The organism is Lewinellaceae bacterium (genome assembly GCA_020636135.1).
Classification (GTDB): domain Bacteria; phylum Bacteroidota; class Bacteroidia; order Chitinophagales; family Saprospiraceae; genus JAGQXC01.
This window is the reverse complement of record JACJYK010000003.1, coordinates 248,665-263,719: the sequence shown is the minus strand read 5'-3', so window position 1 is coordinate 263,719 and position 15,055 is coordinate 248,665. Positions and strand designations below refer to the sequence as shown.

Genomic DNA, 15,055 nt, shown 5'->3' with positions numbered 1-15,055 from the left:
ACCTCATAAGACGGATCTTACGGGATGAAGTCATCCCCTTCACGGGAACAACACATTGCTCAGTCGCTGCTGGACTGGCATCAAGATCATCCCAGACCATTGCCATGGAAAGGCAAGGGGCCCTACGAAACCTTGCTTTCAGAGATCATTCTTCAGCAAACCCGGGTGGAGCAGGGACTACCTTATTACCTCCGGTTTGTAACCCTGTTTCCGACTGTATTTGCCCTGGCTCAAGCTTCAGAAGATGAAGTATTGCATGCGTGGCAAGGATTAGGTTATTACACCAGGGCGCGCAATCTGCACCGGATCGCGAAGACCATCGTTGATGAGCTTCAAGGTCAATTTCCGGAGACGTATGAGGGCTGGTTGGCACTGAAAGGAATTGGACCCTATACGGCTGCGGCAATCTCTTCTTTTGCCTATGACCAGCCCTATGCTGTCGTGGATGGCAATGTCTACCGGGTTTTGTCAAGGTTGTATACCCCCGCGGCTGACTTCTACACCAGCAGCGGTAAAAAAACATACCAGGATCTCGCTCAGCGTCTGCTTCCCCCTGGACAAGCTGCAATCTTTAACCAGGGCATCATGAATTTTGGGGCCCTGCAGTGTGTACCCCGGCAACCGGATTGTACAATATGTCCTTTAAACACGCACTGCAAAGCGTTTAAGAACGGAAAGGTGAATGCCTATCCTCCAACCAAGCCGCTTTTGAGTAAAAGACACCGTTTTTTTCATTATCTGGTGGCGATAGACCAGTCCGGGATGACCTGGATCGATCAGCGGAAGGAGAAGGACATCTGGCAACACCTGTATCAGTTTCCGCTCCTGGAAACGGAATCTTCTGTGGATAGCCGGGATATCCAGAAATTATTTCTAAAAAACTATCAATTGAAAGATTGGAATACTGGAATTACATCTAAAGTTTATAAACATGTTCTGTCCCATCAGGTCATTCATGCCTGTTTTCACATACTGGAGGTCCGGGAACTGCCCCAACATCCGGCATTTGAATGTGTTAAAGTCAAAAACTTACCTAACTTTGCCTTCCCTAAGGTAGTCCATTGTTATTTAATGGATTATTCGATATATTTAAATGCTATACATCAATAAGAATGGTCAATAAAGTAATACTGATAGGCAATCTCGGAAGGGACCCGGAAGTTCGTACCCTGGAAAATGGAGCAATGGTTGCCAAATTTCCAGTAGCCACCAATGAAAGTTATCGCGATAAAAATAATGAGTGGCAGACCATTACTGAATGGCATGATGTAGTTGTCTGGCGTTCACTGGCTGAACGTGCAGAAAAAACCTTGCAAAAAGGTAGCCTGGTTTTCATCGAAGGTAAATTGACCCATCGCAAATACCAGGATAATAATGGGATCGATCGTTACATCACTGAAGTCGTTGCGAGCACTTTTCGGCTGCTTGATCGCAAAGAAGGGGGAAGCCGGACGGGATACAGTGACACCTTTCCTACCGAAGATTCCTATTCGGCAAGTGCTCCTCAATCCGGCTCCGGCGGGAAAGAAAGCGCCACTTTCACGGAGGATCTTTCCAATATGGAAGATGACGATTTACCATTCTAATCCAGCTTGTTGAACTAATCACACCATCTTGGAACCGGACTTATCTGAATCGTACCATCTTCTGCTCATTTTGATTCAAATTTCGCCGCTTATTTTTCTGGACCTCTTTATTGTCGTCCTGTTGCTTTTTGGTTCGGCTTTAATATCCGGATCGGAGATCGCTTATTTCTCATTGGGGCCTAATGAACAAAAGCTGCTCCAGGAAGAAAACTCTCCAATCAGTAAGCGGATCATAGCCTTGCTGGAGAAACCACGGCGACTCCTGGCAACGATCCTCATTCTCAACAATACCTTTAACATTGCCATTGTCTTGCTGGCCAATCATATGATGAGCGTACTTTTCAGTGATGCGGCATTTGATTCCATGGCTCAACAGTTGGTACAGTTTATTTCCGGAATCGGTATGCAGCTGGATGCTGCGAACATGGCGGTATTCATTAAGGTTCTGGTCACTGTCGTTCTGGTTACGTTTATCCTCGTATTATTTGGTGAAATTACACCCAAGATTTACGCCAATATCCACAACGTCGGACTTGCCCGATTCATGGCAAAACCACTCACTTTCATGTCCAATGTCCTGGCTCCGGTCAGTACATTTTTTGTCAATTTTTCAAAAGGCCTGGAAAAACGGCTGGCACGCAACAGGCAGGTCTCGTTGAAAGCCGATATTGATCATGCCATCGAGCTGACTGTGCGACAAGACCCCAGTTCGGATGAAGAAGTGGATATGCTGAAGAGCATCGTGAAATTCAGTGAAGTCAGTGTAACGCAGGTAATGCGGTCGCGTATGGATGTGGTTGCTGTTGAGCATACTATTTCCTATAAAGACCTTCTGAAAACGGTGAAGGATTCGGGTTTTTCCCGGCTGCCGGTCTATGAGGAGGACCTGGATCATATTCTTGGCATTCTTTATGTTAAAGACCTCTTGCAACATTTGCATGAAGGAGAAGATTACGACTGGCTGGGGCTGGTTCGCAAAGAGGTCCTGTATACTCCGGAGTCAAGGAAAATCAATGAACTCCTGAAGGATTTTCAGTCCCGAAAATTGCATATGGCCATTGTTGTAGATGAATTCGGAGGTACGTTGGGTCTTGCTACTCTGGAGGATATCATGGAAGAAGTGATCGGCGATATCCGGGATGAATTTGATGACAAAGAAGAACTGGAATACATTCAGCTGGATGAACAGAATTTCATTTTTGAAGGCAAAACATTGATTAACGATGTGATCAAAATCGTTGGATTGGATATCGGTCATTTCGATAACTGGCGTGATGATGCCGACTCCCTGGCCGGATTGATCTTACAAGTGACGGGTCAAATACCGAAAGTAAATCGGGAGATTTCATTTCCGCACTTCAAATTAAAAGTGTTATCGGTGAGCAAGCGAAGAATAGAGAAAGTCCAATTGACTAAAATATGAGTAAAATGCGTACGGCCTGGTACACCTTTATCCTTGCAGTGATCTTTATTACTGCTTGCAGCCATGAACAAACCTATATTCCCAAGCCAAGAGCGTATCCTAAAGTGACCTATCCGGAGAAAGCATATCAGCCGTTTCATCTTTCCGGGTGTCCTTTAACTTTTGAATATCCACGGTACGCAACGATCGATGAAAATCCAAGCAACCGGCAAAAAAACCAACAGAGTGCCACATGCTGGTTTGACATCTATTTTCCGGATTTCAACGGGAGAATACACTGCAGCTATGTGCCCATCAATAAGCCGGAGGACCTGGATAAATACATCAACGATGCTTTTGAGATCGTGGACAAAGTCAATTACCGCTCCAATTATAGTGGCGAGGAAGTGATCCACAAACCGGATGGTACAGGAGGGGTATTGTTTAACTTCGAAGGCCCGGCGGCATCACCGGTACAGTTTTTTCTGACCGACAGTACCGAGCATTTCTTCAAAGGATCCCTGTACTTCTACGCAAAAGTTAATCCGGACTCTATCCAGCCGATTGCAAAGTTCATCGAGCAGGACGTCCTGGAGCTGATAAAAACGGTAGAGTGGACCGATAAATAGATTCTGGTACCCGGGAATATGATCAGTCGTCGGAAGTGTCTTCATCGCCGCTGTGCACGACGCCGACATAGCGCTCCTTGATCTTGCGTTCTACATCCTGTGCAACTTCCGGGTTGTCTTCCATGAACTGCTTGGCGGCATCACGGCCCTGCGCGATCTTGGTACCTTCATAACTAAACCAGGAACCACTTTTCTGGACGATTTCCAGTTCGGAGCCCAGGTCGATCAATTCTCCGGTCTTTGAAATACCCTGTCCGTACATGATGTCGAAAGTCGCTATCTTAAACGGCGGGGCCAGCTTGTTTTTGACCACTTTTACTTTGACGCTGTTACCGATGAGATTTCCTTCCCGGTCCTTGATGGGCGAACCGGAGCGGCGGATGTCCAGACGAATGGAAGCATAAAACTTCAGCGCATTACCGCCGGTTGTCGTTTCCGGATTGCCAAACAACACGCCAATTTTCTCCCGCAGCTGATTGATAAATATGCAGCAGCAACCGGTACGACCAATCGTGGCGGTCAGTTTACGCAGAGCCTGAGACATCAGACGCGCCTGCAAACCCACCTTGGAATCTCCCATTTCACCTTCGATTTCACTGCGCGGTACCAATGCGGCGACAGAGTCTATGACGATGATATCGATGGCTCCTGAGCGGATCAGGTTTTCGGCAATTTCCAATGCCTGTTCACCATTATCGGGCTGGGAGATCAACAGGTTCTCCACATCAACACCCAGTTTTTCGGCATAAAAACGATCGAAGGCATGTTCCGCGTCGATGAATGCGGCGATGCCACCTTTTTTCTGGCATTCGGCGATGGCATGGATAGCCAAGGTCGTTTTACCGGAAGATTCCGGACCGTAGATTTCAACCACCCGTCCGCGGGGTAAGCCTCCGATTCCAAGTGCGATGTCAAGACCGATGGATCCGGTGGGTATGGTGTCAATTTCGACTACCTGCTGGTCACCGAGTTTCATAACGGTGCCTTTGCCGTAAGTCTTTTCCAGTTTATCGACCGTAAGCCGTAATGCTTTTAGTTTTTCATCTCTTTCGTTACCCATCTTAGTTGATATTTTAAAAGGTAATATATAAAACGAAGGTACTATTTAACCCGGTATTTTTCAGGAATAAATAGGGAATTGGTAGGTGCAAAAATGCCGAATGCCCTTCACGTTGACATGAAAGGCATTCGGGTTTTGTACGATTTCGAACTACTACAGAGTCGCTATGCTTACAACGTTGCTGGAGACAGAACGGTCGAGCTGTATTTCAGTATGCGTTCGATGCTAGACAGAGAAGGACGGATCGCTGCAGTTGGCAGAGCATTTTTGCCGTCTTTAAGTTCAACATACTGATCTTTCAGCTCTTGATCATCTACAAGTGCTTGTTGTAGCAGTACAGTTTCTTCTGGGGAGGTTTCTTGGTATAGAAAACGTACTAAATCTTCAGGTGTAAAATCATGCTTCATACGCAGAAATTGGTTTTGATTTTTTTAAACTTCCTATAAATAACACAGGACCATATTCATTTATTGTATGGGGTGCAAAAAAAATGAAAGGATTGAAGACCAATAGATTAAGCGGCAGGAACCACACTACTTATCTGAGGTCACCCGGTACCAGGTTTGGGTCCGGTAAAGTCCGGTCCAGTGTTTTCCTCTCACTTTCAATTCCTGGGAATTACCGGGTTCAAACCAGATACTGCAGCGGTATTCGCTCCCGTTTTCCGGATCCATAATCGTGCCATTTGACCAATAGTCCTTGTACGGTTCCAGGTCTTCGATCACGACCAGCCCGATCAGAGGTTGATTCTTTTTCTTGCCAGTACATTCCGTGCAGATCTTGTCGGGTGACGATTTCAGCAATTTTACCACCTTGCCGAAATACTTGCCCTGATCCTGATAGATCTCGACGTAACTTTTGGCTTCACCGGTCGCATCGTCGATGGTTTTCCAGGTCCCCAGAGGACCGGATTGTGCATTTGTAATGGTAATGAAGCAGGTCAGATACAAGAGGGAGAACAGGAGTCTCTTCATAACGTACATCTTTAAGTTAGATCTATTAAAGATAACGAAAGAAAGGACGAGTGATGGGTGTAGCTGCAAATGAAAAGCGCCTGATCGGATGACCAGGCGCAATGTATCTTTTTATGCTTTGCCCAGGAAGCGGTTGACCGCTCGTGAGGCTCTGTCGACCAGATCGTATTCGATGGAATACAATACATATTTGCCTTGCTTTTGTTGTTTAACCACGCCTGCAAGACGCAACACCTTGAGGTGCTGGGAGGTGATCGATTGTTCTAAATTCAGGGTGTTATAGATTTTGTTCACGTTGATCTTACCATTTCGATCGATGAATTCTAATATGCGAAGTCTTAAGGGATGGGCTAACGCACGCATAATCTCTGTCGAAACCTGTAGCTTTTCATTGTCAAAAGTAACCTTAGTCCTTCTCATATTGCAGCTTTAAGTATTTTGAATTATTAAGTCTAGCTCGACAAATATGCGCCAAATGAATGAATCTACAAAGCAAAACATTAAAAAAACTTGCAATTTGTAACTGATTGAAGCGTTGTTGTACTTCAATCGCAAATTTGGCCCATGTCTAATTCAATTTACCTATAAGCTAAAATATTGAATTTCAAAGAGATGTAAAATTCACCATCAACTAACGGTTTAATCAGCTAATTCTTCAACCAATCTCGAAATTTGTGCAAGTCTATCACGGTCGATACGGTAATAAATAAATTTTCCTTGCCGTTCAGTTGTAACTACACCAGCACGTCTTAAGATGGCTAAATGTTGGGAGGCTACCGATTGCTCCAGCCTAAGTTTAATGTAAATGTCAGTCACAGTCATCGAATCATTTTCTTCCAGTAGATCAATGATACGCTGACGTAGTTTGTGGTTGACAGCCCGCAGCACCAACACTGCTTTTCGGAGATCAGCATAGTCAAGCTGGATCTCCTTACCTCCTTTCTTTAACGAAACAATTTCATTTTTCTGCTTTTTCATACAAGATGGTTTTACGGTCAAGGAATCAGCTCTAACTGCAACCAAAACTGTACCAAACTCACTTATTAGAAAACTTTTTAAATTATAATGTTATCACATTCAACACTTATTTATATGAATTGGTTGAATATGTATAAAGAATGGCCTTATATAGGTAGGATAGGTGCCTGAAAATGGCTTTCCTGGCTATATCGTTTGCTATACGCATCTTTACATCATTCGTTGTCATATACCGACCCAGCCCTAAATCCCGCCAGTAAGATTATTTGACCACTCACGGATACGAAAGACTCCTTTGAACCGGCATCAATTGTATGACCATTATACATTATTAAATCTTATAATGCATTGGTATTACGATAAACATCAATACGTGTTATCCGGTTCCGTAATAACCTCATAATCCGTAAATCAAGTAATGGATAGTTGTAATTCCACCGTATCATGATCGCATCCGGCATCATTAACGGAGTTGAACTGGAGTCTAAATGAACAGAGTACCAGATAGACTTACCTGGCCTGCCTGGGGGTAGTAATGTTCGGTCGCAGCAAATAATTAGGTGCGTAGGTAGAGAGATCTTCAAACATACCCCGGGCAAATCGCTGCAAGGCGGGTCCCGTCATTTCTGCTGCTGAATATCGGACTGGATCCAGGCGGATGACGTTGTCCGGATGTATCCAAAGCTCCGGCTGATTGATCACGCCACTTCCTCCTGCACGGACTTCCTGCGATGCAATGCGCTGGATCAATGCGTCGATCCGGCTTAAATCCGGCCCTTCCAAACAATTGCCGGATGCATCGTACAGAGCGTAAAAAACCCGCTCACGACGCGCATCCAGGGTAGCGACATAAATCGCTTCCGGGCTTCCGGTGTCCATGGCGCCATAAATCAGGTCTAGTGTGGGAACCGCAATCAGCGGGATATGATGCGCGTAACAAATGGCCTTGGCCATGGAAGCACCGACGCGCAATGCGGTATAGGATCCAGGACCATCACAGATAGCAACTGCCTTGATCTGTGTCCAGTCCATCTGCTGATCTTCCATCGCATCCTTAATAAGCAATGGTAATTGAGAAGTATGCCGGAAAGACAACGGATCCGCTGACGTATATATAAGCGTATTACCCCTGCTCAATGCCACAGAACAACCTTGTTCTGCCGTTTCAAGATGCAGGAGCACAGGCTGGTCCTCAGCTGCAATCACTTTCCCGCTAATATTTGTTGGTAACCAGCTGAATTTTGCAGCACCTCCACGGCTTTCTTAACCTCATTATCGTGCCGCAATTTGTACAGGATCTTATCCTTCTCCGGATAATATCGTGCAACAATTTGTGAAGCGATGGTTTTCAGAATCATTTCTTTGTTGGTATCGAAAACAGCATTGTTGGACTGGGTCAATTCGTTTTGCAACTGTTGGAGTTGAGGTAAATAGCTTGATTGCTGATCCTTTTCCATAACCTGCACCGCTTCGTCCAGTTTCCGGTAGGCCGGATTGTGATAAACAAATCCATTGGCCTGCAGGAACTGGTTAAAACCGTCGAAGTCATCAAAACGGAATTCCTGCGGATCACCGATGCTTTCATGATTTTGCTGATACATGTTCACGTATTTGAAAATCATATTCTGATCCTCCAGCTGAGTGATCAGGTCCGGAATATCGGCATGGTCCATCTTAACATCCGGTGTCACGCCCCCGCCATCCAGGACTTTTCGTCCGTTGCGGGTTTTAAATGCAGCACGTTGATCATCCGGCACATCTACCGGTTCACCATCCTGATAAGCCACACTCTGAATGCAACGTCCACTGGGGATGTAGTATTTGGCAGTGGTTAGTTTAAGTTGTGAATTGTAGCCAATATCCCGCGTATTCTGAACCAGGCCTTTGCCATAGGTACGCTGTCCGATGATAACCCCCCGATCGTAATCCTGCAATACACCGGAGACGATCTCTGATGCTGAAGCTGTCATCTTATTAGCCAGGACCGTTACGGGAAGGTCAGGAAAGGCCGGCACACCGGTCGTCTTGAATTCACGATCCCATTCCTGTACTTTACCCCTGGTGGTTACCACCAGGGCATCTTTGGGAATAAATAAGTTGCAAATGCTGACGGCTTCACGCAGCAATCCACCTCCGTTATTTCTCAAATCAAGTATGACGCCCTTTAATTCCGGATTTTCTTTTTTCAAATCGCGAATGGCATCCCCGACATTTTTACCGGCATTTTCAGTGAACGTAGTCAGTATCACGTAGCCAATTCCGTCAGAGACCATGCCATGATATGGGACATTGCTGTCATTAATCTCTGCACGGGTCAATGTTATAGGAATGGATTTCTTTTGCCCGATCCGCATCACATCCAGTTTGATTTCAGGGCTGGGTACCGTGCGCATCATGGTTTCTACCTCAACCTTGTTTTTCCCTTCCGTAGATCTTCCGTCTACCTTAACAATTTGGTCCCCAATTTTCAACCCGGATGCCTCAGCCGGAGCACCATCAATCAAGTCAGTAATCGTCAGGTAATTGTCGATCAGTTTGGTCTCTGCCCCCAGGCCTTCGTAGCGGCCTTCGGACATAAACCGCCATCCCTCGATCTGATTTTCAGAGAAATAGTTGGTATAGGGATCCAGGTGTTCCAACATCGCGTCAACACCGATACGCATCAGTTTCGCCGGATCCACTTCATCTACATAATAGAGATTTAACTCTTTGTACAGATTGGTGAAGATTTCAATGTTCTTGCTGATCTCGAAGTACTTATTAGGTGTCCCGGCAAATGCCATCAACATGAGTATAAGAACCGGAAGGAGAATACGAGTGATCTTGCGCATAAGAATAATTCTGATTATGAATTAAATGTGAACATAAAGAAATGCCGTCAATGCAGCCAATAATGCATCGGGCGCTTCGGCATGGACCCAATGCCCGGCATTTCCAATAGTAACGATATCAACATTCAAAAACGTTTCCCGGATCAAAGCTAAATCATCATCCGAAATGTAAGTTGATTTAGCTCCGCGAACAAATAATGCCGGCACCGACAAAGGTTGCAGGATCTCAACCGGACCAATCACCGCATCGTATTGATCATACAGGACGTTCAAATTGAACTTCCAGGAGTAACCGGTTTCAGTACGTTCCAGATTTTTCATTAAAAATTGCCGGATAGGCATGCTTTTAACCGTTTTTGAGAGCCATTGGTCGGCTTCCTGCCGGCTTTCAAGGTTAAGCGGCATGGATAACATGGCATCAAAATACACGTCGTGACCACGGGGGTAGCTTCGTGGACTGATGTCAAGAACAACCAAAGCGGATAAGCGATCTTCATACGCTGTGGCAAAGGCCATGGCAACTTTGCCTCCCAGTGAATGCCCCATCAGCACGGCTTGCTCCAGGCTCAACTCATCCCATAAACGTAAAAGATCATCCCGCATCGCGGTCATATTAAAAGTCCCGGTGTGCGGAGAACGACCATGATTGCGCAGATCCACGGCAATGACCTGATAAGTACTGCTTAAGCGCCGGGCAAAAGTGTGCCAGTTATCGAGGCTACCGAACAAACCATGCAGGATCACAATGGTTTTATGGTGTTCTTCTCCATATCGTTTATAATACAACGGTACCGTGCCTGGATATTCTGGTTCTTTCATCTACGTAGCATCTGTTTATAACACAAAATCTGTTTTCATTACCGGTTCTCTTAGCGAATGCAGGAAAACCTGTTGCTTTTGAAACCCCAACCATGGATTGAATGTTCGTATTTTTATGTTTTTGATCTGTAGTTATCATGCCGTATCAACTGGAATCAAAGTATCATCCCACCGGGGATCAACCGGAAGCCATCCGCCAACTGGTTGCAGGTATCAACCAGGGAGAAAAATCCCAGGTACTGTTGGGTGTCACCGGATCAGGTAAGACATTCACGGTGGCCAATGTAATCAATGAGGTGCAAAAACCAACACTGGTCCTCACGCACAACAAAACCCTGACTGCTCAGCTGTACGCCGAGTTCAAAGAATTTTTTCCCGATAATGCCGTAGAATACTTCGTATCCTATTACGACTATTATCAGCCTGAAGCATACATCCATGTCTCCGACACCTACATCGAGAAGGATCTTTCGATCAATGAAGAAGTGGACAAGTTGCGGATGCGGGCCACCTCAACGTTGCTTTCCGGCCGACGCGATATTATCATTGTTGCCTCGGTATCCTGTATTTATGGTATGGGAAATCCGGAAGATTATAAAGCCGGAATCATCCGCATAGAAACCGGAAAAGTCCTGGCCCGCAATCAGTTTCTGTACCGCCTGGTTGAAAGCCTGTACAGTCGTACCGAACTTATGCTGACGCGGGGACAGTTTCGGGTGCGGGGAGACAGTGTTGAGATCAATTTGCCATACATTGATTATGGATACCGGATCACATTCTTTGGCGATGAAATTGAAAGCATCGAAATGATCGATCCGGACACCGGAAAACATCTGGATGATCTGACCCATGCGGCCATTTTTCCGGCTAATCTCTACATCGCCCCGAAGGATCGTCTGAAAATGATTATCCGGGATATTGAGGATGAGCTGGTGGAACATGAGCGGTTTTTTGAACAGGAGGGCCGCTATCTGGAAGCAAAGCGAATCAAAGAGCGGGTAGCATTTGATGTGGAGATGATGCGTGAGTTGGGCTACTGCAATGGCATAGAGAATTACAGCCGCTTTTTCGATGGCCGGCAACAAGGTACCCGTCCATTTTGCCTTCTCGATTACTTTCCGGATGACTATCTGATGATAATCGATGAGAGCCACGTCACGATTCCTCAGGTAAGGGGTATGTGGGGTGGTGACCGGGCAAGAAAAATAAACCTGGTGAACTATGGTTTCCGGCTGCCCTCAGCGCTGGATAACCGGCCACTTAATTTCAATGAATTTGAGGGCCTGATCAACCAGGTCATTTTTGTCAGCGCGACACCGGGTGATTATGAACTGGAACAAACCGGCGGGGTAGTGGTCGAACAAATCGTCCGTCCAACGGGTTTATTGGATCCACCAATAGAAGTCCGTCCATCGCTTAATCAAATCGATGACCTGCTGGAGGAGATCAATGAACGCATCCAGCGGAACGAACGTATCCTGGTGACCACACTGACCAAAAGGATGGCGGAAGAGCTTACAAAATATTTGGCCAAATTACATATCCGGGTGCGTTACATCCACTCGGAGGTAGATACCCTGGACCGTGTGGAGATCATCCGGGACCTGCGTTTAGGTGGTTTTGATGTGCTGGTTGGGGTAAACTTATTACGGGAAGGCCTGGATTTACCGGAAGTATCCCTGGTCGCTGTTCTGGATGCCGATAAAGAAGGTTTTTTGCGCAATGACCGTTCTCTGACGCAGACAGCCGGCCGTGCAGCCCGTAATGCCAACGGATTGGTTATCTTCTATGCCGATCAGGTCACCGAATCCATGCAGCAGACTATGGATGAGACCAGCCGCCGGCGCAGCATTCAGATGGCCTATAACGAAGAGCATGGCATTACGCCAACGACCATAACCAAAACAAAGGAAGAGATCCTGGCACAGAAATCCATTCTGGATATCAGGGGACAAGGGAAATCACGTGCCTACATTGAACCCGATGAACCGTCCATTGCGGCAGACCCCATCGTCGATTATATGACCAGGGATCAATTGGAGAAAGTCATTGCTGAGACTGAGGATAAGATGCGTAAAGCAGCGAAGGAACTCGATTTTATCGCGGCTGCTCAGTACCGTGATGAGTTGTTTGCTCTAAAAAAGAAAATAAAAGAAAAGGTAGCCTGATCGTTACAGGATGCCGGCCAGGGCAGTCCATCCGGTTTGGTGTGATGCCCCCAGACCTTTACCCGTTTCGGCGTGAAAATACTCAAAGAAGAGGATCAGATCATGGTATTCCGGCAGCTGTAAAAAGGCCATATCCTGATGGACCGGCCGCTCCCCCTGATGGTTAGCCGAAAAAATGGATAATATCCGGTGGGCTATTTCTACGGAAGCTTCTTCGAGGTCCAGCGTTCTTCCGGAGTTAGCCGGAACCTCAATGGTTAATGTTTTGCCATAAAACTGGTGGTACGTCCGCAAACCATGAATCAGCAGATAGTTGGTGGGTATCCAGATCGGTCCCCGCCAGTTGGAATTGCCGCCGAATAATCCGGTTTCACTTTCCCCGGGCTCGTATCTCAAGCCGAAAATATCACCATTGATATGCATTTCTACCGGGTGTTCCAGATGGTATTTGGATACCGAACGGATCCCGAAAGGGCTTAAAAATTCTGCTTCATCGAACAATGTGTGGAGTATACGCTGCAGCCGGTCTATAGGAACAAGAGACAACAGGACATCACCGGTACGATCAGAAGCTTCAAAAACAATGTATTGGTGACGAGCATGACGTTCTTTGGCAAAATGTTCCAGTCGACGTGCAAAACCAGGCACTTTCTCCAGGTATTGTTTTTTCAGAATGGTCACGGCGAACAAAGTGCTGAGCCCGACCAGTGACCGGACCCTGAGGGGTAGGATCTCCGAACCATGTTCCAGGTGATCGTAGAAAAAACCTGAATCGTCATCCCATAATTCCGAAGCCATCCCATTTAGGGCCGATGCGATGCTCACAAAATGTTCGAAGTACTTAATGGCCATATCTTCGTAAGATGGATCATCGGCAGCGAGGGTAAGTGCTATTTCCAGCATATGCAGGCTGTAGAAAGCCATCCATGCCGTACCGTCCACTTGTTCCAGCGTGCAACCGGGCGGAATATCATTTTCGCGATCAAACAAGGCAATGTTATCCAAACCTAAAAACCCACCCTCAAATACATTATTGCCATTGCTGTCCTCCCGCGCTACCCACCAGGTAAAATTGAGTGATATCTTTTGGAACAACCGCTTTAAGAAATCACAATCCAGTGGTTTGCCAGTGATCGCCGACTCCATGCGGACAACTTCCAGAGCTGCCCAGGGGTGGATCGGAGGATTAATGCTGTCGAAAGACCACTCGTACCCGGGAATTTTTCCATTGGGATGCTGATACCATTCATGGAGGAGCAGCAACAGTTGTTTCTTGGAAAAGGCAGGATCTACGGCTGCAAGTGCTACGCATTGGAATGCAAGATCCCAGGCGGCGAACCAGGGATATTCCCAGGTGTCCGGCATAGAAATGACATCCGCAGCATTTACATTCCTCCAGTCGGTATTCCGTATCTGATCGTGGCCAGGTGGTGGTGGCGGTAAATTCGGATCGCCATCCAGCCAGGTCGAGACCTGATAGCGGTAAAATTGTTTATTCCATAACAATCCTGATAAAGCCTGCCGACGGATCAGTTGTTCCGTATCCGAAATGCTTTCCTTTTTTATCCGTTGAAATACCTGTTGATAGAACGCAGTGGATTCTTTTTTTCTTTTTGTTAAAATATTGGAAAATAATTCTTCATTCAATGCATTATCCAGCACATAATTGGTGAGTCTGACTCGTATAGTAGAAGATTTTCCTGGTCCCAAATTAAGGATATATACGGGCGCGCACTTCGTTCCACTTTGCTTTCCGGCAATATCACTCGTATCCCCATTGCAAATCACCCGATGAAAATAATCTTTGACATAGGGAGACACATTGGTGACACCAAAACACCTTTCCATGTTGGTGTCGTTTTCGGTAAAAAGCAAATGTTCAGGCCGCTCAAACCATAGATACGTATCGCCTGATTCCGGGTGGGTGGCCTTCACCCCTTGCTCACAGGGTACTATCACCGGCCGCTTGCCATCCAGGATCCAGGTATTACGAAACCAAAGGGTAGGCAGGACCGTAATGGTTTGTTCCTCCTGGCTGTGGTTGGAAATCCGGATTTCGATCAGAATGTCATCAGGAGAAGCTTTTGCATACCTTGTCCGGCAGGCGAACCAGCCTCCTTTTTTCCAGCAATCGGTATCAGTCAGTTCGTACTCCGGCTGAAGCCGGTCTCTGCTTCCGTTTACCTGGATCAGTTCGTCGTAGGGAAAAGCCTGACATGGGTACAGATAAAGGTGTTCCATCCAGGCATGGGACGGTGTATTGTCCAGATAGAAGTACAGCTCTTTTACATCCTCTCCGTGATTTCCTTCCTTATTGGTCAGGCCAAATAACCGTTCTTTCAGGATTGGATCCCGGCCATTCCAGTAGGAAACACTAAAACACAGGATCTGTTGGTCATCACTGATGCCGGATAGCCCGTCTTCTCCCCAGCGGTAAGCCCGGGATCGTGCCATGTCGTGGGATATATAATTCCAGGCATCCCCATCTGCCGAATAGTCTTCACGGACGGTACCCCATTGTCGTTCGGAAAGATAAGGTCCCCATTTAAGCCAGTTTTCCTGGCCGGAGGCTTGAGCATCCAGCCGTGCATTTTCTTGATTCATATCC

At 46.4% G+C, this 15,055-nt stretch carries 14 protein-coding genes; 5 read left to right on the top strand and 9 right to left on the bottom strand.

What is annotated here, in order from left to right:
• The first annotated feature begins 24 nt into the window (after nucleotides 1-24).
• From mutY to H6570_20350, 4 genes are read left to right on the top strand one after another with little or no spacing between them, the layout of a single operon-like run.
• Nucleotides 25-1,110 (top strand): A/G-specific adenine glycosylase, encoded by a 1,086-nt coding sequence (mutY, locus tag H6570_20365; protein MCB9321645.1) that lies wholly within the window; start codon nucleotides 25-27, stop codon nucleotides 1,108-1,110.
• A gap of 2 nt (nucleotides 1,111-1,112) precedes the next feature.
• Nucleotides 1,113-1,586, top strand: a complete 474-nt coding sequence (locus H6570_20360; GenBank protein MCB9321644.1) for a single-stranded DNA-binding protein — start codon at nucleotides 1,113-1,115, stop codon at nucleotides 1,584-1,586.
• Between the two features lie 28 nt (nucleotides 1,587-1,614).
• Nucleotides 1,615-3,009, top strand: coding sequence for a gliding motility-associated protein GldE (gene gldE / locus H6570_20355; GenBank protein ID MCB9321643.1), 1,395 nt, complete (start codon nucleotides 1,615-1,617; stop codon nucleotides 3,007-3,009).
• Nucleotides 3,006-3,617 carry a hypothetical protein gene (locus tag H6570_20350; protein MCB9321642.1) on the top strand — a complete coding sequence of 204 codons (612 nt, stop codon included), beginning with the start codon at nucleotides 3,006-3,008 and terminating at the stop codon, nucleotides 3,615-3,617. The genes gldE and H6570_20350 overlap by 4 nt, the downstream gene beginning before the upstream one ends.
• A gap of 22 nt (nucleotides 3,618-3,639) precedes the next feature.
• Here H6570_20350 and recA read toward each other — a convergent pair whose 3' ends face one another.
• The 8 genes from recA to H6570_20310 form a co-directional block, all read right to left on the bottom strand.
• Nucleotides 3,640-4,677 (bottom strand): recombinase RecA, encoded by a 1,038-nt coding sequence (gene recA, locus H6570_20345; protein ID MCB9321641.1) that lies wholly within the window; start codon nucleotides 4,675-4,677, stop codon nucleotides 3,640-3,642.
• Nucleotides 4,678-4,847: 170 nt separating this feature from the next.
• Nucleotides 4,848-5,084 carry a hypothetical protein gene (locus H6570_20340; protein ID MCB9321640.1) on the bottom strand — a complete coding sequence of 79 codons (237 nt, stop codon included), beginning with the start codon at nucleotides 5,082-5,084 and terminating at the stop codon, nucleotides 4,848-4,850.
• Between the two features lie 126 nt (nucleotides 5,085-5,210).
• On the bottom strand, nucleotides 5,211-5,651 hold the full coding sequence (locus H6570_20335; protein MCB9321639.1) for a DUF2147 domain-containing protein: 441 nt from the start codon (nucleotides 5,649-5,651) through the stop codon (nucleotides 5,211-5,213).
• Between the two features lie 111 nt (nucleotides 5,652-5,762).
• On the bottom strand, nucleotides 5,763-6,071 hold the full coding sequence (locus H6570_20330; GenBank protein ID MCB9321638.1) for a helix-turn-helix transcriptional regulator: 309 nt from the start codon (nucleotides 6,069-6,071) through the stop codon (nucleotides 5,763-5,765).
• A gap of 219 nt (nucleotides 6,072-6,290) precedes the next feature.
• Nucleotides 6,291-6,629 (bottom strand): helix-turn-helix transcriptional regulator, encoded by a 339-nt coding sequence (locus tag H6570_20325; protein MCB9321637.1) that lies wholly within the window; start codon nucleotides 6,627-6,629, stop codon nucleotides 6,291-6,293.
• 510 nt (nucleotides 6,630-7,139) lie between these two features.
• Nucleotides 7,140-7,835, bottom strand: a complete 696-nt coding sequence (tsaB, locus tag H6570_20320; GenBank protein ID MCB9321636.1) for a tRNA (adenosine(37)-N6)-threonylcarbamoyltransferase complex dimerization subunit type 1 TsaB — start codon at nucleotides 7,833-7,835, stop codon at nucleotides 7,140-7,142.
• Nucleotides 7,832-9,460, bottom strand: a complete 1,629-nt coding sequence (locus tag H6570_20315) for a S41 family peptidase (GenBank protein ID MCB9321635.1) — start codon at nucleotides 9,458-9,460, stop codon at nucleotides 7,832-7,834. Before H6570_20315 ends, tsaB begins: the two co-directional genes overlap by 4 nt.
• Before the next feature lie 21 nt (nucleotides 9,461-9,481).
• Nucleotides 9,482-10,279 (bottom strand): alpha/beta fold hydrolase, encoded by a 798-nt coding sequence (locus tag H6570_20310; protein MCB9321634.1) that lies wholly within the window; start codon nucleotides 10,277-10,279, stop codon nucleotides 9,482-9,484.
• 137 nt (nucleotides 10,280-10,416) lie between these two features.
• Between H6570_20310 and uvrB the strand changes: the two genes are divergently transcribed.
• Complete coding sequence (uvrB, locus tag H6570_20305) at nucleotides 10,417-12,447, top strand: excinuclease ABC subunit UvrB (protein ID MCB9321633.1); 2,031 nt, start codon at nucleotides 10,417-10,419, stop codon at nucleotides 12,445-12,447.
• 3 nt (nucleotides 12,448-12,450) lie between these two features.
• On the opposite strand, the gene H6570_20300 is transcribed toward uvrB, so the two are convergent.
• A complete protein-coding gene (locus H6570_20300; GenBank protein ID MCB9321632.1) occupies nucleotides 12,451-15,051 on the bottom strand; it encodes a glucosidase in 2,601 nt (866 codons plus the stop codon).
• Nucleotides 15,052-15,055 lie beyond the last annotated feature (4 nt).